Source organism: Pantoea sp. (genome assembly GCF_032114055.1).
GTDB lineage: Bacteria > Pseudomonadota > Gammaproteobacteria > Enterobacterales > Enterobacteriaceae > Pantoea.
Map to the genome: position 1 here is coordinate 113,964 of NZ_DAMCTB010000001.1, position 26,524 is coordinate 140,487.

A 26,524-nucleotide genomic window follows, 5' to 3' on the forward strand; every position below is an offset into this window, starting at 1 on the left:
CAGGACTCCTTGTGTTTTATCGCAGCGGAATGTCTCGCAAGGTTAAATCAACCGGCCAGCAAAAGCGAACGCTGGCGCCGCCCAGCGGGCTGGCTTCAATCATGACGCTGCCGCCCAGTGCCTGAGCGATAGAGTGAACGATCGCCAGACCGAGGCCGCAGCCGCCAGTGGCCCGGTCGCGGCTGGGATCGAGCCGGACAAAAGGTTCAAACACCCGTTCACGCTCTTCAGGGGGAATGCCCGGCCCATCATCTTCTACCTGCAGACAGCCGGTCGGGCCGTCGAACCATAAACTGACGCGCAGCCGCTGCCGGGCATAGCGCAGGGCGTTGTTGACCAGGTTATCCAGCACCCGCTCCATCAGGCGGGTATCGGAGACGCCGATGTTTTCGCGCTGCGGCAGGTCGAGGTCGAGTCGCATTTCCGGATTGATGGTGCGGAAGTCATCCAGCCGTTCACGCAGCCAGCTGGCCAGATCCTGCGATGTCAGATTGAGGTCGACGCGTGGACGGTCAAGGCGCGCATAGGTCAGAAGCTCTTCGATCAGACTCTCCAGCTGGCCTATATCACGATTCAGTGCCACCCGTTCGCCCTCTGTCAGGTTGTCGCTCATCTCCAGCCGGTAACGCAGGCGCACCAGCGGGGTACGCAGTTCATGTGCGATGCCATCTATCAGCTGTTTCTTGCTGGCGACCAGAGTGTGAATATTCTCGGCCATCTGGTTAAACGCGATGCCGAGCCGGAACAGGCTGGAGGCACTGTCAAAATGGGTTCGGACATCCAGCTCGCCACGGCCAAAACGCTGCGCGGCTTTTTCCAGCCGCTGCATCTCCTGCCAGTGAGGCCGCAGCCAGATAAACACGGGCAGGGCCAGTGACATGCCAATAAAGAACAGCAGGGCAATGTCCAGCAGTCGCATCTGATGCAGATAAAAGAGATAGGGAATCGGCCCGACCGATAAGACATAGTGACTGCGGGGAATATGCTGCAGGAAGGTATATTGATCGTCGAGCGCCACGATCTCTCCGGCCCGCAACCGGCGCATATTACCCTCATCAAGCTGAAATTTGTTCATCGGTTCGATGTGCAGGTCGAACGACAGACCGAGGTCCAGACTCTTGATGGTTTTGTTCCAGTCGCGCGGCGGAATCTCACGCAGTTCGCTGCGGATGAGATAGAGCGAGCTGGCCATCAGGTCATTCATCGACTGACGCCCCGCGCGTTCTGCGGTGAACTTATAAACCAGCCCCACCAGCAGCGCCATCACCAGAAAACAGACGAACAGCAGCAGATAGAACTGAATAAAGAGTTTTCTCATCGTGCGCGGGTATCCCAGGCCTGTGGAGCAAACAGATAACCTTTGTTACGGATAGTCTTGATGCGAAACGGCTCGGTGGCGCTGTCGTGCAGTTTTTTACGCAGGCGCGAGATGGCGACGTCAATGCTGCGGTCAAGCCCGTCGTAGCTGACACCCCGCAGGGTTTTTAACAGCGCATCGCGATTAAGCGTCTGTCCCGCATGGCTGGCGAGCACCCACAACAGATCAAAGTCTGCGGTCGACAGCGCAATCTGCTCATCAAACAGCGTGACCTGACGATTCAGGGCATCAATCGTCAGCGAGCCAAAGCGCAGCATCCGGTTGGCTGCCGGTACGCTGGGCGTCTCCTCTGGCTGGGCCTGCGATGACTGACGCAGATGCAGGCGCAGGCGAGCCAGCAGCACCGCGGGTGGGGTCGTTTTCAGGATGTAATCCTGTGCGCCCATCTCCAGGGCCAGTATATGGTTCATGTCACTGTCCAGCGAAGTGAGTAACACGATAGGGCCCTGCCAGTTTGCCCGCAGATCGCGACAGATGGTCATGCCATCTTTACCTGGCAGCATGATATCCAGCATCACCAGATCGGGCTGCTGCTCAGCGATCACTGCCTCAGCACGATCCCCGCGGGTTTCAACAATGACCTCAATGTCGTGACGGCCCAGATAGGCCGCAATCAGTGAACCCACTTCAGGTTCATCTTCTACATAAACAATTTTGTTCATAGTTCACAAAGCAGAGACAGGGGTAGGCGAAAGCATATCTTTTCCTGGTCCTGAGCTCTACGTTATCGCACGAAATATCCGTAGCTTGCTGGTATATAACCGGCAAAATGTGTAATCATTAGCGCGGCCTTTCTGCGCCAGATTTGGGATAGTGATGATTACCATGAGGAGCGTTAGTGTGTCTGATAAAGAGCTGGCATCAGCCATATACCCTGACCGCATCTGCTTCAATTACAGTGACTTTCTTTCTGCTTCCTGCAAAAAACGCTGGAGCTTCGTTGATGCTATTTATGGTGTGATGCCGATATTTGGCATGGTGACACGGAAATCGGCTCACCGCTTACAGGGCAGTGACGACCCGTTAAAAGAATTAGCATTACAAATCATTTCTACTCAGGTCAGCGACGAAATTAATATCGCGCGCCTGATTACGCTGGCGGAACAACAGCGCATCAGCCGCTTCGATATTCAGCTACCCTATCCGCTTTCAGCGGAACAGCTGGACGCGATTCATCATGAATATGCGAAGCCGCTGAATCTGACACAGCAGGATGACCTGCTGTGCGTCTCAATTCCACTGCAGTCACATTAATTCGTGAGCTGCCACACAGCGGGCAGCGTTGCCGCAATCAGTAATCCCATCGCAATCCGCTCCAGCGTGGTCAGCGCAATCTCTGCGCGGCCGCCACGACGGGCAAACAGAAACAGCAGCAGGCCAGGCGTGTAAAGCACCACAGACATCATCAGGTGCAGCGGCCCCGACGCGTAGAGCAGCCAGATACCATACAGACTTGCGCCGATACCTGTTGCCAGCGCCAGCGGCCTGCGCTGCCCATAGACAACTTTGATCAGATATAACCCCACCAGCAGATAGGGCACCAGGATCATTTCAGACGCAATGGTCAGCAGGTTGTTGTAGTCAGCCCCGGTCAGCGCAATCAGAATCAGGCAGAACTGGATGCTGCCGTTGGTCAGCCACAGCGAGGCGGCCGGTGCGTTATGGCGGTTCTGGCGGGCAATGCTGCGCGGAAAGGCGCCCTGTTGCGCCGCAATCAGCGGCACTTCAGCCGCCATAATTGTCCAGCTCAGATAGGCGCCGCACACCGAAACGATCAGGCCTGCTGCAATGACCGCATCGCCCCAGTTGCCCATCAGTCGGGTCATTAATCCGGCCATGGAAGGGTTGCGCATTCCGGCCAGCTCCGCGCGCGGCACCACGCCCAGCGACAGCAGCGTCACCAGCAGATAGACCAGCAGGGCGGCCAGCACGGCCAGCAGCGTGGCGCGGCCCACATCCTTTTTCTGCCTTGCGCGGGCAGAGACGACCACTGCACCTTCGACCCCGATAAAGACCCAGAGGGTGATCAGCATGGTCTGCTTAATCTGCTCCCACAGCGGCTGTCCGAGCGTGACGCCGGAAAAATCGAAACGGAAGCGATCATAATTAAACGCCATCACCGCCAGCACAATAAACAGCAGCAACGGCACCAGCTTGCCCAGCGTCGCCATCAGATTGATGCTGGCTGCGGTCTGTACGCCGCGCAGCACCAGCCAGTGAACCAGCCACAGCAGTACCGAGGCGCCCAGCATGGCCTGCCAGGTATTGCCGTCACCGAAGATTATCCGATCTGGCGTGTCAGTGAAGAAGCTCAGGGCGGAGAAAACGATCACCAGATAGGAGACGTTGGCGATCACGGCGCAGAGCCAGTAGCCCCAGGCGGAACAGAACCCCATCAGCTCGCCAAATCCGGCGCGGGCATAGGTAAAGATCCCGCCGTCCAGTTCGGGCTTCAGGCGGGTCAGCAGCAGCATCGCCAGCGACAGAAAAATAATGCCGACGCCGGTGATTAACCAGCCCAGCAGCAGCGCCGCCGGACCCGCCACTGCGGCCATATTTTGCGGCAGGCTGAACACGCCCGCGCCCAGCATCGAGCTGAGCACCAGCGCCGTCAGCGCACCGAGACCTAATTTTTTCTCCAAAACAACCTTCCCGCTAGCATATATGGCTGGGTAAATCGGCTTTCATCACTGGGATATTGCAGCGCAGCCGCAAATGACAGAGACAATGTCCGGTAAAACAGGCGGCAGATTTTACGGAGTGTGGCAGGGGATGGCAATGCGTGACTATGCAAATCAGTGCAGGAATTATGCAAACAGCAGGGCGGCCGACGCCGCCCTGAAGGGATTACTTAAACAGGTCTGCAGTGACGGTCAGGTTGCCGCCACTCTGGTTCTGCCACTGACGGGTGACGTGGTAGAACTTCGCCCCTCTGTCGGCTGCACGCTTCGCCACTTCTTCTGACACCTCTGTCGGGGTGCCGAAGTGTCCGGTAAAGGTCACGGTATCAAACGGCTGCATCTGCGCGGCCGTAATCGCGTTGACTTCCTGCACGGATTTGCCGTTTGGCAGGTTCACCGTGTAACGCTTACCGGTAGAGGTTTGCGTTTCGAAGAAGCGGCCCACTTTATTACTTGGCGTTTCAGAGGAAGCTACGCCTGGGATCTCGACGTTAGCCGCCGCTGCGCCACCGGTTGCCAGCGCGGCTTTACCCGCTTCGGAATCGGCCGGGATAGCATTCGGGGTCTGCACCACGCGCGCTTTTGCATCAGCTTTGTAGACGTAAGCCGTCACGTACTGGTTGCCGCCGCTGTTCGCGTCAATCTGGCGCACGATAAAGAAGGAGGCGGCGCCTTTCTGTTTTGCGGCTTTGGAGATCGCGTCGTTAACGTCTGGCTGGCTGGCAAAGAAGCCGCTGACCGAAACGGTATCAAAAGGCTCCAGTCGGTAGGCTTCCGCTTTTGGCAGTTCGTTGACGCCGTTGAAGCGACGATAGGTTTTCGTGTCCGTGGCTGCCGGGGCATCAGCTTTATAGAGGTCGGCGGTAACGCGCCAGTTACCGCTGTTACCGTTGCTATCATTGATGGCCTGAATGTAGAAAGAGGCAGCGCCCATCTGATCCGCACGCTTCGACACCGCATCGGCAGCATCGCCAATTGCGTTGAAACGGCCGGTGATATTAATACGTTCGAATGGCTTCAACGCGGCCGCTTTTTCTGGCGTTAACTCCTGCGCAGCGAATGCATTGGCTGCCAGCAGGGACAACAGAGTGGACGCCAGAATAGTGTTCTTCAGCTTCATAAAAATAATCCTTCGCCTTACGCAAAAATGAGTACGAAAACGTGCTGGACTCTTGATGTATAACAGATTAGCCGCTGATTATTGCATGTTATAAACAGACTGTCGCAGCGATTTTTTGTCTCACATCGCGTTATTCACAAACCGGTTTTTCATTTGTTTGTCATCTGAGTGTGCTATGGCGATGTCAGCCGGGATTAACCGGTAAAAACGGTAACGATTAACGCTTTTTCAGTTAATGCATTGTTAAATAAAGGTTTTTAATAACGTGTTATTCGACGGTAGACCATTATCTCTGGCAGAAAATCTGCCAGCCACACGATTTTGCAGTGGGATAACGCCGGTTTTTTAGCGCAACACTGAATAATCAGGCGAATGTCACGGCCCGGCCCGGCGGCGGTAGATCGGCTGTCACATTTTCAGTAGGTTATAAACACTTTGAAACAGGGACGTTGCGTCCGTAAGCCCGGTCTGCAATTCCGCTGCGCGGGCGCGGTGCCTGTTCGGGCCCTCATCCTTTAACCGATGAAAGGAAACACTATGTTAATTGGAATACCCAAGGAAAGGTTGCCACACGAGTCGCGCGTGGCCGCCACGCCAAAGACCGTTGAACAACTGATCCGGCTGGGTTTCAGCGTCACGCTTGAGCATGATGCGGGTAAACGCGCCAGCTTCGATGATGAAAGCTATCTCGCCGCCGGTGCCACACTCAGCGACAGAGAGCAGGTCTGGCAGTCCGATATCGTGCTGAAGGTCAATGCGCCGGATGATGAAGAGATCGCACTGACCCGCGCGGGCAGTACGCTGGTCAGCTTTATCTGGCCAGCCCAGAATCCCGATCTGCTGGAGAAACTGGCCGCACGTCAGGTCACGGTGATGGCGATGGATTCGGTGCCGCGCATCTCGCGCGCGCAATCGCTGGATGCGCTGAGTTCTATGGCAAACATCGCTGGCTATCGCGCCATCGTTGAGGCGGCCCATGAGTTTGGCCGCTTTTTCACCGGCCAGATCACCGCGGCGGGTAAAGTGCCACCGGCAAAAGTGATGGTTATCGGGGCCGGTGTGGCGGGTCTGGCTGCGATTGGCGCGGCGGGCAGCCTGGGCGCGATTGTCCGGGCATTCGACACCCGTCCGGAAGTCAAAGAGCAGGTGCAGAGTATGGGCGCCGAATTCCTCGAACTCGATTTCGACGAGGAGGCAGGCAGCGGTGATGGCTATGCCAGGGTCATGTCAGAGGCCTTTATCCGGGCCGAGATGGCGCTGTTTGCCAGCCAGGCGAAAGAGGTGGATATCATCGTCACCACGGCGCTGATCCCCGGTAAACCGGCACCGGAACTGATTACCGCAGAGATGGTCGCCAGCATGAAGCCGGGCAGTGTAATTGTGGATCTGGCCGCGCAGACTGGCGGCAACTGTGCGCTGACCGTCGCCGACCAGGTGACCGTAACCCCGAATGGCGTGAAGATCATCGGTTACACCGATCTGCCCAGCCGTCTGCCGACCCAGTCTTCTCAGCTCTATGGCACCAACCTGGTCAATCTGCTTAAGCTGCTGTGCAAAGAAAAGCCGGGCGAGATTCATATCGATTTCGACGATGTGGTCGTGCGCGGCGTGACGGTCGTCCGCGAAGGCGAAATCACCTGGCCGGCACCGCCGATTCAGGTCTCGGTCGCGCCTCAGACCCACGCGGCAGCCGTGAAGCCAGCCGCGCCGGTTGAAACGAAGCCCGTGTCGCCATGGCGCAACTATCTGCTGATGGCGCTGGCCATTGTGCTGTCTGGCTGGCTGGCCAGCGTCGCGCCTGTGGAATTCCTTTCTCACTTCACCGTGTTCGCACTTGCCTGCGTGGTGGGCTACTACGTGGTCTGGAACGTCAGTCATGCGCTCCATACGCCACTGATGTCGGTGACCAATGCCATCTCTGGCATCATCGTTATCGGGGCAGTTTTACAGATGGGGCACGGTGGCTGGGTCACCTTTATCGCCTTTATTGCCGTGCTGATTGCCAGCATCAATATTTTTGGTGGCTTTACCGTCACCCAGCGCATGCTGAAAATGTTTCGTAAGGGGTAAGCCATGTCTGGCGGATTTGTCACTGCAGCTTATATCGTGGCTGCGATTCTCTTCATCTGTAGCCTTGCGGGCCTCTCGCGTCACGAGACGGCAAAGCGGGGCAATATTTTCGGTATCAGCGGCATGGCGATTGCGCTGGTGGTAACCATCTTTGGTCCGGACAGCGGCCATGTTGCCTGGATCCTGCTGGCGATGGTGATCGGCGGCGCGATAGGTATTCGGCTGGCAAAGAAAGTCGAAATGACAGAAATGCCAGAGCTGGTGGCAATTCTGCACAGCTTCGTCGGCCTGGCCGCCGTACTGGTCGGTATCAACAGCTACATCGAGCACGCGCCTGGCCTGCCCGCCGTGCTGGAAAATATCCACCTCAGCGAAATCTTTATTGGGATCTTTATCGGTGCGGTGACCTTCACCGGCTCACTGGTGGCCTTTGGCAAACTGTGCGGCAAGGTTTCCTCCCGGCCGCTGGCACTTCCTCATCGTCATAAGCTGAATCTGCTGGCACTGGTCGTCTCTTTCCTGCTGCTGCTCTGGTTTGTGAACACCGGCAGCAGCGCAGCGCAGGTCTTTGCCCTGCTGCTGATGACGGTGATTGCGCTGGCGTTTGGCTGGCATCTGGTCGCCTCTATCGGCGGCGCAGATATGCCGGTCGTGGTATCGATGCTCAACTCCTACTCGGGCTGGGCGGCCGCAGCGGCCGGTTTCATGCTCAGCAACGATTTGCTGATTGTGACCGGTGCGCTGGTCGGCTCATCCGGTGCCATCCTCTCCTATATCATGTGTAAAGCGATGAATCGCTCGTTTATCAGCGTGATCGCCGGCGGCTTTGGCACCGACTTGCGCAGCGGCGATGACGCGCAGGAAGCGGGGGAGTATCGCGAAATTACCGCTCAGGAGACTGCGGAGATGCTCAGGGCGTCCGGTTCGGTCATCATCACGCCAGGATACGGCATGGCAGTGGCGCAGGCGCAGTATCCGGTGGCGGAGATCACCGCCAGGCTGCGGGCGCTCGGCATCAACGTGCGTTTTGGTATCCATCCGGTGGCAGGGCGTCTGCCGGGGCACATGAATGTGCTGCTGGCCGAGGCGAAAGTGCCTTATGACGTAGTGCTGGAGATGGATGAGATCAACGATGACTTCAGCCACACCGACACCGTGCTGGTGATCGGTGCGAACGACACCGTTAACCCGGCTGCGCAGGACGATCCACGTAGCCCGATAGCCGGTATGCCGGTGCTGGAAGTGTGGAAGGCGCAGAATGTGGTGGTGTTTAAACGTTCAATGAATACCGGCTATGCCGGGGTGCAGAACCCGCTCTTCTTTAAAGAGAACAGTCAGATGCTGTTTGGCGATGCCAAAGCCAGCGTGGAAGCGATTCTCAACGCGCTGTAATAAAAACGGGCGGCTCATCAGCCGCCCGTTTTCTTATCCGGAGGCGTTAATCTTCCTCATCCTCTTCATCATCCAGGTCGATTGGCGATTTGAAATCGTCGGGCTTTAGCGCCAGCAGATCGCAGCGCAGATGGTCAATGACCTGTTCCGCCGTATTGCCCAGAAACGCCGCCGAGAGGCCGGTGCGCCCAATGGTGCCCAGCACGACCACGCCCGCACCCAGATGCGCCGCCAGTTCGGGGATCACCTCTTCCGGCAGGCCCTTGGCGACGTGGGTGAACTCTTCCCCGATAGAGAACTTCTGGCGCAGCGCCTTCATTGCGACCAGATGCTGACCACGGATGGCATCGTTGTAGACGCTGGGATCGAAATCGGGCAGTTCAATCGCGATATTGATAGGCGTAACCGGATAGGCACCCACCAGATGCACCTCGGTCTGATTCACCCTTTCCGCCAGCTTTACCGTTTCACGGATCAGCTTCTGATTCAGGCCGTCGTGATGCGGCTCTTCGCTGGCCAGATTCACCGCGACGATCGCCTTACCGCCTTCCGGCCACGGCTGGTCTTTTACCATCCAGACCGGGCATGGACATTTACGCAGCAGATGCCAGTCGGTCGGGGTAAAAATCACCGACTCCAGGCGGTCATGTTGATGGGCCATTTTCAGCACCAGGTCATGCTGATGGGCGAGCACTTCCTGAATGATGGCTTCATAAGGACGGTTGTGCCAGATGACTTTGATGTCGATGTCGACACCGGCATCGAGATAGGCGTGCGCCTGCTCGCGGATCCATTCCGTACGCTGGCTAATCACGCCCTGACGCATTGAGGCGCGTTCATCCGGCGAAAGCAGGGTGGTCATCTCATACGAGAAGTCATAAATAGGCAGGAACGCTTTAATTCTTCCGCCGATCCGCTGATTAAGATAGACCGCACGCCGCAGCGCGGGCTGATCGTCCTGCTGGGGATCAATGGCGACCAGAATATTTTGGTACTGAGACATGAGGCATTCTCCTTAAACCCGAGCGTTGGAATAAAGATAGCCTATGTTTCACAGCGGAAGAAGTGAAAAAGTTACTGCCGGATCAACAAAATAAGATTTATTGATCCGGCGGCGAATCAGGCGGCCTGATGGCTCTGGCCGGCTAACTCTTCCAGCAGGGCGTGGTTTTCGATGGTGATATATTTGCCCTTTACCGCCAGCATGCCGGACTTCTGGAAACGTCCCAGCAGACGGCTGATGGTTTCCACGGTCAGGCCCAGATAATTACCGATGTCGCCACGGGTCATGGTAAGGCGAAACTCACGCGGCGAGAAACCACGCTGACCAAAACGGCGCGAAAGATTCCAGATAAACGCTGCCAGCCGCTCTTCGGCATTTTTCTTCGACAGCAGCAGGATCATATCCTGGTCGCCTTTGATTTCGCCGCTCATCAGGCGCATCATCTGCTGACGCAGAGCCGGCATCTTGCCCGACAGGTCATCCAGCGTCTCAAACGGGATTTCACAGACCATGGCTGTTTCAAGCGCCTGCGCAAAGCTGGGATGGCTGGCCCCCATAATGGCATCAAAACCCACCAGGTCGCCCGCCAGGTGAAAACCGGTAATCTGCTCATCTCCCTGTTCGGTGATGGTGTAGCTTTTGATGGTGCCTGAGCGAATCGCATAGAGAGACTTCAGTTCATCCCCGGCCTTGAAGAGCGTTTGCCCTTTCTGGATTGGTTTCTTACGCTCAATGATGTTGTCGAGCTGATCCAGCTCATGTTCATTTAACGTGAAGGGGATACAAAGCTGACTGATGCTGCAATCCTGGCAGTGAATGGCACAACCGCCTGACTGAATACGACGAATGCTGCGTTTTTCAGGGATCATAATGGTTTGCTCGACGATTATTGACTGGAGTCAATTTTAACATTTTTTGCGTTCAAAGAAACTCATCCGAGCAGTTTTACGCCTACAAAAATCAGGGTCGTATCGGGCAGGGTCAAAGGCCGCTGTAGCGGGCTTTTCGGCATACACACTGTGTTGCTGTCACGAAAACTTTCCGCCTTTGTGATCTGCTCCACGGTTCTGCTGCGCGAAATTCAGGCAAAAAAGCGGGGTGGCCCGGTGATTGCAGATTTTGCTACGCTAACGGTATAAGCCTGATTTACCCGTACCATCAATTTTAACCCGGTGTGAGAAAACCATGAACCTTGATGATAACGATCTCTTTCGGGATGCCATGGGTGATGTCACGCCGTTAAAAGACACCACGACAACCTTATGGCTCAAATCGCCCTCCACCAAAGCCCCGCGCCATCCGCCCGGTGAGTCAGAACAGGAAAATTTTCTGACCCGGGGCTATCTGGAGATCGTGCCGCTCAATACGCCGCTGGAGTACAAGGCCGACGGCATTCAACAGGGCATCCTGGATAAGCTGCGCAGAGGTGAATATGCGCTCGATGCGAGCCTGAACCTGCTGCGCCAGCCGGTGGAGACCTGCCGCCAGGCGTTGTTCAGTTTTATGATGCAGGCACACAAGCAGGGATTGAGGAATCTGCTGATTATCCATGGCAAAGGACGTGATGATGAGTCGCATGCCAACATCGTACGCAGCTATCTGGCGCGCTGGTTACCGCAGTTTGAGGACGTGCAGACGTTCTGCGTGGCGCAGACCCAGCACGGGGGGGGCGGCGCGCTTTATGTGGGGTTACGTAAAACGGATAAAGCGCGTCTTGAAAACCGCGAGCGGCATGCGAAACGCAGCCGCTAGCTGTGAAACTTTCGGATGGTGGACATTAACACCTCGGCGCTGAGGCTCAGGGCTGCCCCGGTGCGGGTAATAATGCCGACAGGCTCACCCGGGCCGGACGAGTTGATGGGCAGGGCACACACGGCATTGTGGCTGAGATCTTCTTTAATCGCGCCGGAAGGAACAAACCAGATATAGTCGTAGCGGAGCGCGAGCTGGCGCGCCAGCGAGGTCGATGAGGTTTCGATGCAGTGGGGAGGCAATGTGCAGCCCTGTTCATCCAGCATCTGCTGCGCAATCCGGCGCGGCGCGGTGCCCTCAGGTGAAATGACCACCGGCCACTGCATAGCACGGGACAGAGTGACGTTGTCACTTAAAAGAGGATGCTCAGGCCTGACCACCAGTTTCAGCGATTCCAGAAACAAAAGTTCATAGGTCAGCCCGGTCATCATATCACTATCAGCCATCCGGCCAATGCCGATGTCAAATTCCCCCGCGCGCAGGCCAGCCAGTAAGACGTTGTTGTGCAGCGTCGCCACCTGAATGGTGGTGTTCGGTTGCAGCTGATGAAAACGGTCAAGGATGCGCGGCAACATACCCATGGCCGCCGTGGTCAGGGCGCCCAGCCGGATAATGACCGGGGCGTCACCCGGCTGTTCATTGAAACTCTGTCCGGCGTGATTAAGGGCATCCAGCACCCGGATAGCATGAGTCAGAAACTGCTCGCCCATGGTGGTGAGCTGTGCGCCCAGCCGGCCGCGCTCAAACAGCCGCGCCCCCGTCAGCTCCTCCAGTTCGTTCAGGGTTTTAGAGAGCGCAGGCTGGCTCAGATTTAACGTCTCTGCCGCCCGGCCAAGGGTACCCTGCTGCGCGACAGCAACAAAGGTATGCAGATGGCGCAAGCGAATGCGCTGATTGAAAAGGATATTTTTTTCCATAGCCTCTACTTAATGAGAATCATCGTCTTCAGGCAAGAGTGTAAAATGAATTCTGTTAACCTTGCTGCAAAATTATTTTAACAAACAGGGTAAAAAAAGCGGTTCTACCGTTAACTTGCTGAAAAAAGGCTATTTGTTTTAAAAACAGCTGAACGAAAGCTCTGCTGAGCAATGTATTATCAATAGCTTAGTGAGTCCTGACAGCATCATTCTCTTCTTTCCGTAAAAAAACTGACCGCTTAAGGTTAACGATGGGCTATCATTAGCGCCGTTTTTTTTACTTAAACTGATGGCGGATTCGTTACTCCCGGGGAGTGTTCATTGACCAGCGTCGAGGCGGTAGATATCCGCCAGCTTATCAATCAGCAGGGGCTCAGCCGCTGGCAAAAGCGACTTATCGCACTCTGTTTTATCGTGGTGGCACTCGATGGCATGGACATTGCGATTATGGGCTTTATTGCGCCCACGCTGAAAGCGGCGTGGGGCGTCACTAACCATCAGCTCGGGCTGGTGATCAGTGCAGCATTGATCGGACTGGCGCTGGGGGCGATGGTGGCAGGGCCGCTGGCCGACCGTTACGGTCGTCGTGTGATGATCCTGGTCAGTGTCCTGTTTTTTGGTCTCTGGACGCTGGCTACCGCGCTGTCACAGAACATTGAGCAGATGATGTTGTTCCGTTTTCTGACCGGACTGGGACTGGGTGCGGCAATGCCTAACGTTGGCACGCTGGTGGCGGAATATGCGCCTGAACGCCGCCGTGCCTTTATCATCACGGTGGTGTTCTGTGGATTTACCTTTGGGGCCGCCAGCGGGGGCTTTGCCGCCTCCTGGCTGCTGCCGCGCTACAACTGGCACTCGGTGCTGCTGCTCGGCGGCATTCTGCCGCTGCTGGTGTTGCCGCTGCTGTTCCGTGGCCTGCCGGAGTCCGTGCGGTTTCTTATCAGCCGGGGTGCATCTGCCGCCCGAATTCACGCTATCCTCGACCGGATGATGCCGGGCAAAACGCCGCCTGACTGCGCGTTTCACGCCCCGGAAGCCACCTCACCGGTCAGCGGCGCGGTGGGCACTGTGCTTTCACGTCGCTATCTGTTTGGCAGCATCATGCTCTGGGGCGGCTACTTTATGGGGCTGTTTCTGGTCTATCTGATTGGCAGCTGGCTGCCCTCCCTGGTCAACACGCTGGGGATGTCAGTCACCGAGGCCGCCATTATCACGGCGATGTATCAGGCTGGCGGCACCTTAGGCTCCCTGTTTGCGGGCTGGCTGATGGATCGTTTCAACGCCAACCTGGCGCTGGCTGCCATCTATGGCTGCGGCGGGTTGTTTATCGTGGGGCTCGGCTTTTCGCCAGCGGAAGTCGGCATAATGAGCACCATCGCCTTTTGCAGCGGGTTCTGTTTCAACGGAGCCAATACCGGTATGAACGCCTTATCTGCCAGCTACTATCCGACACATGCCCGGGCCACCGGCTCAAGCTGGATGCATGGTGTCGGGCGCATTGGCGCCATTCTCAGTGCTTTCGTGGGGGCTGAGATGCTCTCACTCGGCTGGTCATTCAGCCTGATTTTCCTGTTGCTGGCGATACCGGCTGTGATCACCAGCCTGATGCTGCTGTTAAAAAATCGCTTCGGCTTTAAGCCGATCACAGATTCGTGATTTTTTCCGCTGCGGCCGGCGCGTTGCATTACAGTAGCAGCAACGCTCATGGTGTCAGGTGGATAGGATGGACAAGTTTCTCTGTGCGGATGCGATCCGCACCCGTTTCTCTCAGGCGATGTCCGCGATGTATCAGCAGGAGGTGCCGCAGTACGGCACGCTGATGCAGCTGGTGGCGACCGTTAACGATCATACGCTGGAAGCCAACAGCGCACTGAAAGATCGTCTCGCGGCTGCGGATGAAATTGATCGGCTCAGCATTGAACGTCACGGTGCCATTCGCGTGGGCACGGCGGCGGAGTTAGTCACGCTGCGGCAGCTGTTTGCGGTGATGGGCATGTATCCGGTCGGTTATTACGATCTCTCGCAGGCAGGCGTGCCGGTTCACTCTACTGCCTTCCGGCCAGTCGACGATGCGGCGCTGCGGCGCAATCCTTTCCGGGTATTTACCTCTCTGCTGCGTCCTGAACTGATCGACGACGAGAGGTTGCGCGAACAGGCTGCAGCAATCCTTGCGGCTCGCGACATCTTTACTCCCCGCTGCCGGGCGCTGCTGGACCTCCATGCGCAGCAGGGCGGACTGACCGACGCGCAGGCCAGCGAGTTTGTCACCGAAGCGCTGGAAACCTTCCGCTGGCATTCACACAGCAGCGTTGACAGTCAGACTTATCAGGCGCTGAACCAGCAGCACCGCCTGATTGCCGATGTGGTCTGTTTCCCGGGCTGCCACATCAATCATCTTACGCCACGCACGCTGGATATCGACCGCGTTCAGCAGCTGATGCCGTCACGCGGCATCGATCCCAAAACCCTGATTGAAGGGCCGCCACGTCGCAGGGTGCCCATCCTCCTGCGTCAGACCAGCTTCAAAGCGCTGGAGGAGCCTATTGTTTTTCGCGATGGTCATCAGGGCACCCACACGGCGCGCTTCGGTGAGATAGAGCAGCGCGGCGTGGCGCTGACGCCTCAGGGGCGGGCCCTCTACGATCGGCTGCTCAGCGAGGCGGGTAGCGGTCAGGATAACCAGCAGCATCAGCAGCATCTGGCCGATATTTTCCGTGATTTCCCCGACGATGAGACCACGTTGCGGCAGCAGGGGCTGGCCTGGTTCCGCTATCGCCTGAGCGAAAAGGGCATGGCGACGCCGCCTGCACAGGGCGAGTCGCTGGAGACGCTAATCGCGGCAGGGCGCATAGTGGCCGAGCCGCAGACTTATGAAGATTTCCTGCCCGTCAGCGCGGCGGGTATTTTCCAGTCCAACCTGGGCGACCGGGCGCAGATCCGTTCTGCGGGTCAGGCAAGCCGCCAGACGTTCGAGGCGGCGCTGGGGTGTGCCGTGCTGGATGAGATGGCGTTGTATGAAGAGCGCCAGCGGCGTTCGCTGGCGCAGTGTGGGTTAGCCTCTGCCTGAGTTGTCTGCCGGACAACGTCTCCGTTGCCCGGCAACGTTTCCCTGGTCGGCTGGCTCTGAAGCCGCATAAACAGGACAATTCTGCTGGCCGCCGTAAGCAGGTTAATCCGTTAACAGCGCACGCAGATTTCTCTGCGTGCATATCCTGAATGGTTAAAGAAATAACGACGTAGCGGCGGCAACCCGCACCGATCAGGCGGCCAGTGGAGCGCATCCGCGCGCGCTCTGCGAACAGTCCGGCCTGAAAATGATTATCTGTGCTTAACGCATCGCCTTAATGCATGCACCTGACCGGCTGGCGATCGCGCTCATGCCTGACCCTTACACTTCGGTATATTCTGCAAATCCCCGTCGCGCATAGACAATGCTGGCGGGCCTGCAAATAATGGAAGAACGTCTGAACAGGGAAACAGGAATGAAAAACGAAACAGGTCTGAGGATCATGACGGCTGAGGGTGAGTTACGTGGATGCATGGATGAGGACCTTTTCGTATTCAGAGGCATACCTTATGCAGCGCCCCCGGAGGGCGCCTTGCGCTGGCGTCCGCCTCAGCCGGTATCGCCCTGGCAGGGCGTACGCGATGCCACCACGTTCAGCGCCTCCGGCTGGCAGAATCGGGCTTACTGTCAGGCCGTTGGCGGGGGCGATCCCGGTGAATTCAGCGAAGATGCGCTCTACCTGAATGTCTGGACGCCCGATACCGAGCCATCCAGGCCGCTGCCGGTAATGGTGTGGCTGCACGGCGGCGGCTTCACCATCGGCGCGGGCGGACTGGCACCCTACAGCGGCAAGCCGCTGGCGTCACGTGGCGCGGTAGTGGTGACGCTTAACTACCGGCTGGGCCACCTGGGGTTCTTCTCACATCCTGCGCTGGATGCGGAATACCCTGCGGGCGGCACGGTGAACAATTTTGGTCTGCTGGATCAGATTGCCGCGCTGCAGTGGGTGCAGCGCAATATTCCGGCTTTTGGCGGCGACCGCCGCAACGTCACCCTTTTTGGCGAATCGTCCGGTGCGCGTAGCGTGCTGTCACTCTGCTGTTCTCCGCTGGCGGAGGGGCTGTTCCATAAAGGTATTGTACAAAGCGCCTACAGCCTGCCGGACACGCCGCTGAAAAAAGCGCGTCAGCAGGGCGTGGCGGTGGCCCGGCATCTTGGTCTGCCGCCGGACGCCAGCGCGGCTGACCTGCGTGCGCTGCCTGCTGATGCCTTCTGGCCGCTGGAGGGGGCGCTGTCGATCCCGCCGGTGCCTATCGCTGGCGATGCCGTGCTGCCTGAACCCATGCTACGCACCTTTCTGGCGGCAAAACAGCATCGTGTGCCGCTGATGGCGGGCAGTAACAGCGACGAAGCCAGCGTGCTGGACTATTTCGGCGTGGACGCCACTGCCGTGCTGCAGCAGTTGCGCGATAAAAACCGTCTTATTTACCGGACGCTGAAGTGGATGTATGACATTCATGACGATCGGTTACTGGGCCGCGCCGTAGCTCGCGATATGGCGTTCAGCCTGATGCCGTGGCTGGTGATGCGGGCGCAGCACAGCGCAGGTATGCCGGGCTGGCGCTACTGGTTTGATTACGTGTCTGAGCAGGCCCGCGACCTCTATCCGCACGGCACCTGGCACGGCAATGAAGTGCCCTATACGCTGAATACGCTGAGCCAGATAGCCGTTCCTGATAATGGGCGACCTTTCAGCCAGGGCGATCACGCCTTTGCAAAACGGGTCAGTGAATACTGGTTTCATTTTGCCCGCGACGCAACGGAATATAAGCATCAGCTGGAAGGTGAGGTCATCTGGCCCGCCTGGCATCCCGGCGATGACGTGACAATGTCACTGGGTGAGGGCGGGCAGAGTGGCCTTTCGCTCCGAAAAAATTTTATGCGCGCCCGGATGCAGCTGTTCCGCTTATTAATGAGTCGGTTAGTGAAACTCTGAGGCCAGCATGATGCTTAGCCTGCTAATCATGAAATTCTGCAAATGAAATGTTACTGGTTCTGAAAGCCTAATTAGCTGTACAAACAGGCTTTTTATTCAGGAGGTCGGTGCCAACGCTGTAAAATTTCAGGTAACAAAATCGTTACATTTTGACATTCCTTTGCCGATAAATCGTTATGCCCGACGATTACGGGTCAACATGCATAGGATTTTGGTATGGGAATGCTCAAAAATTTCACCATTCGCGCAGTAATGCTCTCCATTCTGGGACTGTTTTGTTTACTGTGGAGCGGCGTCGGGCTTTACAGCATCCATTCGCTTGGCGCGCTCAGCGAAGGCAACGATGTTGACCGTCATCTGGTTGAACAAATGACGGTACTGAGCAAAGGCAACGATCAATATTTCCGCGTAGTTACCCGTCTGTCCCGCGTGATGGAAAGCAAAGCCGCAGGCAAAGCACTGACGGATGAGGCCTATGCGCCGGTTCAGCAGGCGCTGGACAGCATGACGCAGCAACTGGCGCGCTTTAAACAGCTGGCACCCGGCCCGATGAATCCGGATGTGGCGGATGGCGTGATTCAGAGCTGGCAGAAGCTGCTGGATGACGGCGTGACGCCGCAGCTGCAACTCGCCCGCCAGGCGTCGGCCGACGCCTATCGCGAGCAGGCAAATAACGGCACGCCGCCGCTGAGCCGGGCATTTGGCGTCAGCGCCGAGAAGTTTAACCAGGCCGCCGCCGAAAAGCTGGACACGACCCGGGTGGAAGTGGATCACCTGACCGCGATGACCAAAACCATCATCACCATCACGGTGATTATCGGCCTGCTGATCCTGCTGTTTACCGACCGTTATCTGGTTGCCATGCTGGTTCGTCCGCTTGAGAGCATTCGTACCCATTTCGCCGTGATTGCCACGGGCGACCTCAGCCAGCCAGTCAATGAGTTCGGTCGTAACTGCGTCGGCAAACTGGTGCCGCTGCTGAGTGCGATGCAGGACAGCCTGCGGGAGGCGGTCAGCGCCATCCGCAGCGGCACTGAAAATATCTCGCGCGGGGCTGCGGAGATCTCCGCCGGTAACAATGACCTCTCATCACGCACCGAAGAGCAGGCTGCTGCGCTGGAGCAGACGGCGGCCAGCATGGAGCAGTTAACCGCCACGGTAAAATTCAACGCCGATAACGCTCGTCAGGCCAGCCTGCTGGCGGAAACCGCCACCACTACTGCCCAGCGCGGCGGCCAGCTGGTCAGCGAAGTGGTCAGCACCATGGATGGCATCTCCGGCAGCTCGAAGAAGATCGCCGAGATCACTAACGTCATTAACGGCATCGCGTTCCAGACCAATATCCTGGCGCTGAACGCCGCCGTCGAAGCGGCCCGTGCCGGTGAACAGGGGCGTGGTTTTGCGGTGGTCGCATCGGAAGTGCGTAATCTGGCGCAGCGCAGTGCCAATGCGGCCAAAGAGATCGCGACTCTGATTGAAGAGTCCGTTCAGCGGGTGGATAAAGGCGCCGAGCTGGTCAGCACCACTGGCGGCACCATGAACAACATTCTGAAGTCGGTGCAGGATGTGGATGCGATTATGAAGCAGATCGCCTCTGCGTCAGAAGAGCAGAGCAAGGGGATCTCTCAGGTCGGCACGGCGGTGACTGAAATGGACAGCGTGACCCAGCAGAACGCCTCGCTGGTTGAAGAGGTTTCGGCTGCCGCGAGCGCCCTGGCTCTGCAGACGGAAGCGCTGCAGGCTTCGGTGGCGAAGTTCCGCCTCTCCGCCACCGCTCACAGCACGCCTTTGGTCAGCGGTAAACCGGCTGCGCCGAAAGCGGCTGTGCTGAGTGCGGCTCAGGCTAAACCGGCCGATAATGGCGACTGGGTCACCTTCTGATCCCGGCATAGCCACGCCACCAGTTCCGCCAGGAGCGGTGGCGCATCACGGGCGGGCCGTTGCAGCAGACTGTAAACGGCCCCCGTCATCACCTCGCCAGCGAAGGGCTTAATCAGCCTGCCGCTGGCAATATCACTCTCCACCAGATTGCTGTCCGCAATCGCCACGCCAAATCCCTGAATCGCTGCGCTGATCGCCAGATCCATCGTGGAAAAATACTGGTTCCGCTTCATTAACGGCATCACCTGCTGCGCCTGCAGCCAGCAGAGCCAGTCGCGCGTGTCTGCGGTCGGATGCAGAAAGGTCAGCGCCTCCAGCGCGGCGGGTGTGGCGGGGAGGGGCAGATTCGCGGCCATCACCGGCGTCAGCGACTCCCGGAACAGGATGATCCCTTCGGGATGCGGCTTGCCATAGACAATCGCCGCATCAAAATTCTCCAGCTGTGAGGCATGATCCAGGGTAGTGGTCAGCGCCACATGCAGTTCCGGGCGCTGCTGCTCCAGCGCAATCAGCCGGGGCACCAGCCAGCGCATGGCGCAGGTCGGCGCTTTCAGGCGGATGCTGCTCTGGGGGCGGCGAACCTTTTCGCTGGCCTCAACCATCCGTTCAAAACCCGCTTGCAGGTCAGGCAGCAGGGCGGCACCCTGTGCGGTCAGCCGCAGCCCGCGCGCATGGCGGTCAAACAGCCTCACCCCGAGCCACTGCTCCAGCGAGGTGATTTTGCGGCTCACTGCGCCCTGCGTCAGGCAGAGTTCGCGGGCGGCATGCGTCAGATTGAGATGCCGGGCGGTCACCAGAAACGCGTGGATGGCATTCAGCGGCAGCGATGTACGGGACACAATAGACCTCAGCTATGCATTTTTGTCATGGCTATTATGACGACATTTCGCTTGCCGACTCAAGCCACACCTCGTTGAATAGCGGTTCAGCCCAGAGCGGTTTTTTCCTGATGGAGAGTGTATGTCCCTGAAAACGCCTGTTGCGATCCACCCGAAACTGCCGGACGTCGGCACCACTATTTTCAGCGTCATCGGCCAGCTGTCGGCGCAGCATAAGGCAATCAACCTGGCGCAGGGCGCGCCCAGTTTTCCCTGCGATCCGGCGCTGATCGACGCCGTCAGCCAGGCGATGGCGGCGGGGCATAACCAGTATGCCGCCATGATGGGGCTGCCGGCCTTACGCGAGGCGCTCGCCAGTAAAGTGCAGACACTCTATGGGCAGAGCTATGACGCGGCCAGCGAAGTGCTGATCACCGGCAGCGCCAGCCAGGGGCTCTATATGGCGATTACGGCTCTGGTGCATCAGGGCGATGAGGTGATCTTCTTTGAACCGGCATTTGACAGCTATGCGCCCGTGGTGCGGTTACAGGGCGGCAAGCCGGTTGGCCTCAAGCTGCAGGTGCCCTCCTTTGCCATCGACTGGGATCAACTGCGGGCGGCGATCACGCCGCGCACCCGGATGATTATCATCAATACGCCGCACAACCCCAGCGCGCAGGTGCTGACTCCGGAAGACCTGAATCAGCTGGCCGCGCTGATCCGCAACACCGACATCGTGGTGCTCTCGGATGAGGTGTATGAACATATTCTGTTCGATGGCCGTCCGCATTGCGGAATGGCGACGCATCCGGAGCTGGCCGCGCGCAGCGTGATCGTCTCCTCATTCGGCAAAACCTTTCACGTTACTGGCTGGCGGGTCGGCTACTGTCTGGCCCCGGCGGAACTGATGACCGAACTGGTCAGGGTGCATCAGTTTATGATGTACGCCGCCGATACGCCAATGCAGGTAGGGTTTGCTCACTATCTGCAAAACCCGCAGAACTATCTGTCGCTTAACGCCTTCTATCAGCAGAAGCGCGATCGGCTGACGGCGCTGATGCAGCATTCGCCGTTCCGGCTGCTACCAGGCGCCGGTTCGTTCTTTATGCTCGCCAGTTATGGACATTTCAGTGACGAACCGGATAGCGAAATGGTAAAACGTCTTATCGTCGATTACGGCGTGGCGACCATTCCGCTGTCGGCGTTTTATATGGATGGCACAGACAATAAACTGATTCGTCTCTCTTTTGCCAAAGACGAGGCGACACTTGAGGCGGGCGCGGCTGCGCTGAGTGCTTTTTCCCACTGAACCGGGCCACGGCGCGGGGCAGACCGGGAAACAGATAACCAGGACTTACCGGGGTAAACAGAGAATGAAGAAACTGAACGCGCTTTTTCTCGCACTGGGGATGATGAGCTCCGTGCAGGCACTGGCACAGGATTTACGGTACGGTGTGGAGTCTCAATATCCGCCGTTTGAGAGCCGCAACGCCAAAGGCGAGCTGGAAGGTTTTGATATCGAGCTGGGTAATGCCATCTGTAAGGCGGGAAACTTCACCTGCCACTGGGTGGAAAGCAGTTTTGATGCGCTGATCCCGGCCCTGCAGGCGAAAAAATTTGACGCGATTAACTCGGCAATGAATATCACCGAAGCGCGCGCAAAAAGCATCGCCTTTACGCAGCCGATCTACCGCATTCCGACCATGCTGGTGGCAAAGAAAGGTGAAAATCTGGCGCCAACGGCAGAAAGCCTGCGTGGTAAAAACATCGGCGTGTTGCAGGGGTCGATTCAGGAAACCTATGCGAAGAAACACTGGGAAAGTCAGGGCGTGACGGTCACCTCCTATCAGGATCAGAATCAGGTTTACAACGACATGGTGGCAGGCCGCCTCGACGGCACGCTGGTGATGTCCGCGGCCGGTCAGTCCGGGTTCCTGGACAAACCGCAGGGCAAAGGCTTTGGCTTTGCTGGCAAGCCGGTAGAGGATGACGCGATTCTGGGGGCAGGCATTGGCTACGGCCTGCGTAAGGATGATGCCCGGTTAAAGCAGTCGCTGGATGCGGCCATCGCCAAAGTGCAGAACGACGGCACCCTCAAAAAACTGGCGGAAAAATATTTCCCGGGTATCGACGTCAGCGCAAAACCCTGACGCTGACCGGGCGCGTTCTGCGCCCGGTTTCCCCTTCAGCCCGCCGCCAGATGGCAGAGCTTCTCTGCAACCTGGTAGGACTTCACGAACGACTTCAGTGGCAGAAACTCGAAACGTGAATGGAAGTTGTGCGCTCCGGTAAAGAAGTTCGGCGTCAGCAGCCCCTTCGCGGAGAGGGCGGCCCCGTCCGTGCCACCGCGCATCGGGATCACTTTGGGTTCAATCTCCAGCGCAGCAAAGGCGCTGAAGATCAGGTCAATGGCCCGACGATCCTCGCCCAGCGCATTGCTGATGTTGCTGTAAATATCGCTGAGCGTGATGCTGACATCGCCGGTGGGATAGCGCGCGGCAATCGTCTCTGCGGCCTGCTGTAGCTGCTGCTTGCGAGCCGCAAAACGGCTCAGATCGAAGTCGCGAATCGAAGCTTTAAGCGTGGCCTGGCTGGCGTTGGCCTGAATCTCATTGAACCAGATATAGCCCTCGCGGCCCTCGGTATGTTCCGGCGTCTCCTGCCGGTCGAACAGACTGATGTAGTCGTGAGCCATCAGCAGCGGATTCACCAGCACCCCTTTGCCCGACATCGGATGCGCCGGCACGCCGGTAAAGACGATTTCTGCGGCGGCACCATTGAAGTTTTCATACACCACCTCGCCCAGTTCGCAGCAGTCAATGGTCCAGGCGAAATCGACGTCAAAGCGCGTCTCCAGATCCAGCACTTTCGCGCCGCGCAGGCCAATCTCCTCGTCCGGCACAAAGGCGACCACGATGTCGCCGTGGTCACCCTGGAGATTCTCCATCAGCGTCATCACCACCGTCACGGCGGCTTTGTTGTCCGCACCCAGTACGCTGGTTCCGTCGCTGAAAATGACCTGCTGGCCGATGTAGGGCGCGATTTCCGGATGTTCATCACGGCGCAGCCAGATCTCCTGCTCTGCATTCAGGCAGAGATCCTCGCCCTGCCAGGTGAGGATCTGCGGATGGATGTCGGGCGACAGGCCGACATCGACCGTATCGATATGGGTGATAAAGCCGATGCGCGGGGCGTCGGGACGGTTGCCGCGTTTCACCGCTGTCACCGTGGCGTGGTCATCGATCACCACCTCATCCAGCCCCAGCGCACGCAGTTCGTCCGCCAGCAGAGCCGCCATGGCGTGCTGACCCGGGGTGCTCGGCAACGATGTCGATTTTGCATCGCTCTGGCTGCTGACGGCGAGGTAACGGAAAAAACGTCTGGTGAGTTGCGACTCAAGTTTGTCTGTCATCACTATTCCTTATTAGTCAGCCACGCGCGGGGTTCGCTATGGTGCCGAATCGTGCTATCAATAAAGCATCTGAATGATTCATTTAGATATTGTGATCACCGGAAGTCAATACAAAGCGAGGATGATAATGAAAATCAGGATAGCCACCTTAGCGCTTGTTACGGCTGGAATCGCGCTGGCAGGCAGCGTCAATGCTAAAACGCTGGTCTATTGTTCAGAGGGGTCGCCAGAGAACTTTAACCCTCAGCTTTATACCTCGGGAACCAGCGTCGACGCCAGCGCGGTGCCGGTGTTTAACCGTCTGGTCGACTTCACACCCGGCACGACTCATCTGGTGCCGAGCCTGGCGGAAAGCTGGGAGATCAGCCCGGATGGCACCGTCTACACCTTCCATCTGCGCAAAAATGTGAAGTTTCAGAGCAACAAACAGTTCCGTCCCAGCCGCGACTTCAACGCCGACGACGTGATCTTCTCGTTTATGCGTCAGATGGACCCGAAAAATCCCTACCACAATGTCTCCGGTGGCACCTATTCCAATTTCGAAAGCCTGGAACTCTCCACGCTGATCAAAAGTATCGATCGGGTGGATGATCATACGGTGCGCTTCACGCTCTCTCATCCCGAAGCGCCGTTCCTGGCCGACCTGGCCTGGTATTTCGCCTCGATTCACTCAGCAGAGTATGCTGACGCCATGCTGAAAGCGGGGACGCCGGAAAAGGTCGATATGAATCCGATCGGCACCGGTCCGTTCGAGCTGGTGCAGTACCAGAAAGATTCCCGCATCCTCTATAAAGCTTTCCCGGACTACTGGCAGGGCAAGGCGAAGCTTGACCGGCTGGTGTTCAGCATTACGCCCGACGCCTCTGTGCGCTATGCCAAACTGGAAAAGAACGAGTGTCAGGTGATGCCATTCCCTAATCCGGCCGATCTCGGGAAAATGCGTGCCAATCCGGATATTACTCTGGAACAGAAAGCAGGGCTGAACACCGGCTTCCTGGCGTTTAACACCACCAGAGCGCCAACCGATAATGTCAAAGTGCGTCAGGCGCTGGCGATGGCGATCAACAAACCGGCGATCATCGATGCAATCTTTAAAGGCACCGGCACGGTGGCGAAAAATATTCTGCCGCCGGACGTCTGGAGCGCCGACAAAGACCTTAAAGATTACGACTACGACCCGGAACAGGCAAAAGCCCTGCTGAAGCAGGCTGGCGTCAAACCCGGCACCGAAATCGCGCTCTGGGCGATGCCGGTACAGCGGCCTTACAATCCCAATGCCCGCCGTATGGCGGAGATGATTCAGGCCGACTGGGCTAAGGTCGGCATTAAAGCCAGCATTGTCAGCTATGAGTGGGGCGAATACCTGAAACGGGTGCGCAGTGGCGAGCATCAGGCGGCGCTGATGGGCTGGACGACCGCGACCGGTGACCCGGATAACTTCTTTGGTCCGCTCTACAGCTGCACCTCCGCGCAGGGCGGGTCAAACTCCTCGAAATGGTGCTATCAGCCGTTTGAGAAGTTAATCACCGAGGCGCGCGCCGAGCCGGATCAGGGCAAGCGCACCGCGCTCTACCTGCAGGCGCAGCAGATCATGCACGACCAGATGCCCGCCGTCATGATCGCGCACTCCACCATTTTCGAACCGGTGCGTAAATCGGTCAGCGGCTATCAGGTCGACCCGTTCGGCAAGCACATCTTCTATCAGGTCGACATCAAGGAGTAAGGTACTGAAATTCACCTCCGGATGAGGCTCTGCTGATGCGCAAAGGTCAGGGATGAGGTGACTGCAATCAATACACGCAGGGCACAGGGTCAGAACAGGACATCCGGAACAACGCCCCGCACTGGCCCGTTAACGGACGTCTCTTCGGGTAAATTGCGTGATTGCGCGGGGCGAGTATGCCAGGGATGGCGATTTGCGTAACGTTCTGATGTGGCCAGTTTCCTTAACCGGGTCTCTCTTAGCGCCATGCAGGGCTGACCCTAATCGTATTGCTTCATCCCTCCCGATTCCTTCCTCATGCCGGACAGGCCCCCTTTAATCACATCGCCTTATCCCAGCCTGACCTGCTGATCTATCTCCGTCAGCCGCTGCTGCAGAAACTGCAGGAACAGCATCAGCGCCGCGTTGCGCTGGCGGCCCGACAGGGTCTGTAGCTGCAGCGTGCGCTGACTTAGCTGATCCACGCCCATCGACCGCAGCACCAGATTCTGTGTTTCGCGCTCAAACCGCAGGGTGAAGGCACTGCAGATGGTAACGGCCTGCGGCGTGTGCAGCAGAAAGTGGTAGAGGGCGGCGAAATAGTCGCAGGTCAGCACCGGTTCGACCACGCAGTCGTTCATCTGACAGGAGAGGTCAAACAGCTGCCGCACAGTGGTGTGCTGGCCCGGCAGCGCCAGCGGCCAGCGATGAAGATCGGCCAGCGTCACCTGACGGGACGCCAGCGGATGTGACTGATGCATCGCCAGCAACACTGGCGCTGGCCATGAGCCGAGCACCTCGACACTGCGCTCCGGCTGCAGGCTGAACTGCAGCGCCACATCGCACTCGCCCGCCCGGACGCACGCCGCCACCCCCTGAGCGTGCGTGACGTTCAGCGCGAACAGCGCACCCGGATGGTGCTGCCGGAATTCGGCCAGCAGGCCGGGTAGCAGACTGAACGCCATGCCATCGGTACAGGCAATGCGGATCAGGCTGCGACGGACCGCGTTCAGCCCTTTGATCTCTGCCAGCGCATACGCCATATCACGCTGACTTTTACGCACATGATGCGCAAACAGCTCTCCCGCCTCAGTCAGCACCATGCCACGCGCATGACGCCGGAATAACGGGGCACCCACCTGCGCCTCCAGGCGCTGAATCTGTCGGCTGATAGCCGATACCGCGACAAAGAGTTGCTCGCTGGCGGCGCTCAGGGAGCCGCACTCTGTAACCGCCAGGAAGTAGCGGATCTCGCTGCTTAACATCGCGCCTCCGGTAAAACGCCTCATAACAGGGCAGGAATGCTTTGCGTAAAAAGCAAAGCACACTCGATAAATTGATAATTGTGGCAAAGGAAGAAGTTTGTCAAAGATAAAGAACAAAAATTACAGGAAG

The 26,524-nt window shown here is 57.8% G+C and carries 21 protein-coding genes; 11 read left to right on the forward strand and 10 right to left on the reverse strand.

The window, feature by feature from the left end; translation table 11 throughout:
* Positions 1-16 precede the first annotated feature (16 nt).
* Positions 17-1,318, reverse strand: coding sequence for a two-component system sensor histidine kinase RstB (rstB, locus tag RT657_RS00540; protein WP_313651515.1), 1,302 nt, complete (start codon positions 1,316-1,318; stop codon positions 17-19).
* Positions 1,315-2,040 carry a two-component system response regulator RstA gene (rstA, locus tag RT657_RS00545; RefSeq protein ID WP_313651517.1) on the reverse strand — a complete coding sequence of 242 codons (726 nt, stop codon included), beginning with the start codon at positions 2,038-2,040 and terminating at the stop codon, positions 1,315-1,317. The genes rstB and rstA overlap by 4 nt, the downstream gene beginning before the upstream one ends.
* Positions 2,041-2,218: 178 nt before the next feature.
* Between rstA and RT657_RS00550 the strand changes: the two genes are divergently transcribed.
* Positions 2,219-2,632, forward strand: coding sequence for a hypothetical protein (locus RT657_RS00550; RefSeq protein ID WP_111139505.1), 414 nt, complete (start codon positions 2,219-2,221; stop codon positions 2,630-2,632).
* Here the strand turns inward: RT657_RS00550 and RT657_RS00555 are convergent.
* Positions 2,629-4,020: a basic amino acid/polyamine antiporter gene (locus tag RT657_RS00555; RefSeq protein WP_313651519.1), complete on the reverse strand. Its 1,392-nt coding sequence runs from the start codon at positions 4,018-4,020 to the stop codon at positions 2,629-2,631. The genes RT657_RS00550 and RT657_RS00555 overlap by 4 nt on opposite strands.
* Positions 4,021-4,225: 205 nt before the next feature.
* Positions 4,226-5,179 (reverse strand): DUF1471 family protein YdgH, encoded by a 954-nt coding sequence (gene ydgH, locus RT657_RS00560; protein WP_313651521.1) that lies wholly within the window; start codon positions 5,177-5,179, stop codon positions 4,226-4,228.
* Between the two features lie 537 nt (positions 5,180-5,716).
* Between ydgH and pntA the strand changes: the two genes are divergently transcribed.
* Together pntA and pntB are read left to right on the forward strand one after the other, a co-directional pair.
* Positions 5,717-7,249, forward strand: a complete 1,533-nt coding sequence (gene pntA / locus RT657_RS00565) for a Re/Si-specific NAD(P)(+) transhydrogenase subunit alpha (protein WP_313651523.1) — start codon at positions 5,717-5,719, stop codon at positions 7,247-7,249.
* A gap of 3 nt (positions 7,250-7,252) precedes the next feature.
* Positions 7,253-8,641, forward strand: coding sequence for a Re/Si-specific NAD(P)(+) transhydrogenase subunit beta (gene pntB / locus RT657_RS00570; protein ID WP_313651525.1), 1,389 nt, complete (start codon positions 7,253-7,255; stop codon positions 8,639-8,641).
* A gap of 46 nt (positions 8,642-8,687) precedes the next feature.
* Here pntB and uspE read toward each other — a convergent pair whose 3' ends face one another.
* Positions 8,688-9,644, reverse strand: coding sequence for a universal stress protein UspE (uspE, locus tag RT657_RS00575; protein ID WP_313651527.1), 957 nt, complete (start codon positions 9,642-9,644; stop codon positions 8,688-8,690).
* A gap of 116 nt (positions 9,645-9,760) precedes the next feature.
* Positions 9,761-10,513: an FNR family transcription factor gene (locus tag RT657_RS00580; protein ID WP_313651529.1), complete on the reverse strand. Its 753-nt coding sequence runs from the start codon at positions 10,511-10,513 to the stop codon at positions 9,761-9,763.
* Between the two features lie 316 nt (positions 10,514-10,829).
* On the opposite strand from RT657_RS00580, the gene smrA reads away from it, so the two are divergent.
* The gene (smrA, locus tag RT657_RS00585) at positions 10,830-11,396 is read left to right on the forward strand and encodes a DNA endonuclease SmrA (RefSeq protein WP_128085869.1); all 567 of its coding nucleotides are present in this window, start codon (positions 10,830-10,832) and stop codon (positions 11,394-11,396) included.
* Here smrA and RT657_RS00590 read toward each other — a convergent pair.
* Positions 11,393-12,313, reverse strand: coding sequence for a LysR substrate-binding domain-containing protein (locus RT657_RS00590; protein WP_313651535.1), 921 nt, complete (start codon positions 12,311-12,313; stop codon positions 11,393-11,395). The genes smrA and RT657_RS00590 overlap by 4 nt on opposite strands.
* 321 nt (positions 12,314-12,634) lie before the next feature.
* Here RT657_RS00590 and RT657_RS00595 point away from each other — a divergent pair, with 321 nt between their 5' ends.
* The 4 genes from RT657_RS00595 to RT657_RS00610 all read left to right on the forward strand — a co-directional run bounded on the left by RT657_RS00595 (position 12,635) and on the right by RT657_RS00610 (position 19,197).
* Positions 12,635-13,969, forward strand: a complete 1,335-nt coding sequence (locus tag RT657_RS00595; RefSeq protein ID WP_313651537.1) for an aromatic acid/H+ symport family MFS transporter — start codon at positions 12,635-12,637, stop codon at positions 13,967-13,969.
* 67 nt (positions 13,970-14,036) lie between these two features.
* Positions 14,037-15,380 carry a VOC family protein gene (locus RT657_RS00600; RefSeq protein ID WP_313651540.1) on the forward strand — a complete coding sequence of 448 codons (1,344 nt, stop codon included), beginning with the start codon at positions 14,037-14,039 and terminating at the stop codon, positions 15,378-15,380.
* Positions 15,381-15,795: 415 nt separating this feature from the next.
* Positions 15,796-17,316 carry a carboxylesterase family protein gene (locus RT657_RS00605; RefSeq protein WP_313651542.1) on the forward strand — a complete coding sequence of 507 codons (1,521 nt, stop codon included), beginning with the start codon at positions 15,796-15,798 and terminating at the stop codon, positions 17,314-17,316.
* Between the two features lie 216 nt (positions 17,317-17,532).
* On the forward strand, positions 17,533-19,197 hold the full coding sequence (locus RT657_RS00610) for a methyl-accepting chemotaxis protein (protein WP_313651544.1): 1,665 nt from the start codon (positions 17,533-17,535) through the stop codon (positions 19,195-19,197).
* Here the strand turns inward: RT657_RS00610 and RT657_RS00615 are convergent.
* Complete coding sequence (locus tag RT657_RS00615) at positions 19,155-20,036, reverse strand: LysR substrate-binding domain-containing protein (protein WP_313651546.1); 882 nt, start codon at positions 20,034-20,036, stop codon at positions 19,155-19,157. The two genes, RT657_RS00610 and RT657_RS00615, sit on opposite strands and share 43 nt — an antisense overlap.
* Before the next feature lie 121 nt (positions 20,037-20,157).
* Here RT657_RS00615 and RT657_RS00620 point away from each other — a divergent pair, with 121 nt between their 5' ends.
* Both RT657_RS00620 and RT657_RS00625 read left to right on the forward strand, forming a co-directional pair.
* Entirely contained in the window at positions 20,158-21,324 is a 1,167-nt protein-coding gene (locus RT657_RS00620) for a methionine aminotransferase (protein WP_313651549.1), read from the forward strand.
* Positions 21,325-21,388: 64 nt separating this feature from the next.
* A complete protein-coding gene (locus RT657_RS00625; RefSeq protein ID WP_313651551.1) occupies positions 21,389-22,165 on the forward strand; it encodes a transporter substrate-binding domain-containing protein in 777 nt (258 codons plus the stop codon).
* A gap of 35 nt (positions 22,166-22,200) precedes the next feature.
* Here RT657_RS00625 and pepT read toward each other — a convergent pair whose 3' ends face one another.
* Positions 22,201-23,427, reverse strand: coding sequence for a peptidase T (pepT, locus tag RT657_RS00630; protein ID WP_313651554.1), 1,227 nt, complete (start codon positions 23,425-23,427; stop codon positions 22,201-22,203).
* A 127-nt stretch (positions 23,428-23,554) separates the two neighbouring features.
* On the opposite strand from pepT, the gene RT657_RS00635 reads away from it, so the two are divergent.
* Positions 23,555-25,150 (forward strand): ABC transporter substrate-binding protein, encoded by a 1,596-nt coding sequence (locus RT657_RS00635; protein WP_313651556.1) that lies wholly within the window; start codon positions 23,555-23,557, stop codon positions 25,148-25,150.
* Between the two features lie 329 nt (positions 25,151-25,479).
* Here the strand turns inward: RT657_RS00635 and RT657_RS00640 are convergent, their stop codons facing one another.
* Positions 25,480-26,394, reverse strand: a complete 915-nt coding sequence (locus tag RT657_RS00640) for a LysR family transcriptional regulator (RefSeq protein ID WP_313651558.1) — start codon at positions 26,392-26,394, stop codon at positions 25,480-25,482.
* Positions 26,395-26,524: the final 130 nt, after the last annotated feature.

What these genes read in the sequence shown, in the direction of transcription:
- rstB (WP_313651515.1), bottom strand. Translation starts at nt 1,318, where the DNA reads ATGAGAAAACTCTTTATTCAGTTCTATCTGCTGCTGTTCGTCTGTTTT.
- rstA (WP_313651517.1), bottom strand. Translation starts at nt 2,040, where the DNA reads ATGAACAAAATTGTTTATGTAGAAGATGAACCTGAAGTGGGTTCACTG.
- ydgH (WP_313651521.1), bottom strand. Translation starts at nt 5,179, where the DNA reads ATGAAGCTGAAGAACACTATTCTGGCGTCCACTCTGTTGTCCCTGCTG.
- pntA (WP_313651523.1), top strand. Translation starts at nt 5,717, where the DNA reads ATGTTAATTGGAATACCCAAGGAAAGGTTGCCACACGAGTCGCGCGTG.
- pntB (WP_313651525.1), top strand. Translation starts at nt 7,253, where the DNA reads ATGTCTGGCGGATTTGTCACTGCAGCTTATATCGTGGCTGCGATTCTC.
- uspE (WP_313651527.1), bottom strand. Translation starts at nt 9,644, where the DNA reads ATGTCTCAGTACCAAAATATTCTGGTCGCCATTGATCCCCAGCAGGAC.
- RT657_RS00580 (WP_313651529.1), bottom strand. Translation starts at nt 10,513, where the DNA reads ATGATCCCTGAAAAACGCAGCATTCGTCGTATTCAGTCAGGCGGTTGT.
- smrA (WP_128085869.1), top strand. Translation starts at nt 10,830, where the DNA reads ATGAACCTTGATGATAACGATCTCTTTCGGGATGCCATGGGTGATGTC.
- RT657_RS00590 (WP_313651535.1), bottom strand. Translation starts at nt 12,313, where the DNA reads ATGGAAAAAAATATCCTTTTCAATCAGCGCATTCGCTTGCGCCATCTG.
- RT657_RS00600 (WP_313651540.1), top strand. Translation starts at nt 14,037, where the DNA reads ATGGACAAGTTTCTCTGTGCGGATGCGATCCGCACCCGTTTCTCTCAG.
- RT657_RS00605 (WP_313651542.1), top strand. Translation starts at nt 15,796, where the DNA reads ATGAAAAACGAAACAGGTCTGAGGATCATGACGGCTGAGGGTGAGTTA.
- RT657_RS00610 (WP_313651544.1), top strand. Translation starts at nt 17,533, where the DNA reads ATGGGAATGCTCAAAAATTTCACCATTCGCGCAGTAATGCTCTCCATT.
- RT657_RS00620 (WP_313651549.1), top strand. Translation starts at nt 20,158, where the DNA reads ATGTCCCTGAAAACGCCTGTTGCGATCCACCCGAAACTGCCGGACGTC.
- RT657_RS00625 (WP_313651551.1), top strand. Translation starts at nt 21,389, where the DNA reads ATGAAGAAACTGAACGCGCTTTTTCTCGCACTGGGGATGATGAGCTCC.
- pepT (WP_313651554.1), bottom strand. Translation starts at nt 23,427, where the DNA reads ATGACAGACAAACTTGAGTCGCAACTCACCAGACGTTTTTTCCGTTAC.
- RT657_RS00635 (WP_313651556.1), top strand. Translation starts at nt 23,555, where the DNA reads ATGAAAATCAGGATAGCCACCTTAGCGCTTGTTACGGCTGGAATCGCG.
- RT657_RS00640 (WP_313651558.1), bottom strand. Translation starts at nt 26,394, where the DNA reads ATGTTAAGCAGCGAGATCCGCTACTTCCTGGCGGTTACAGAGTGCGGC.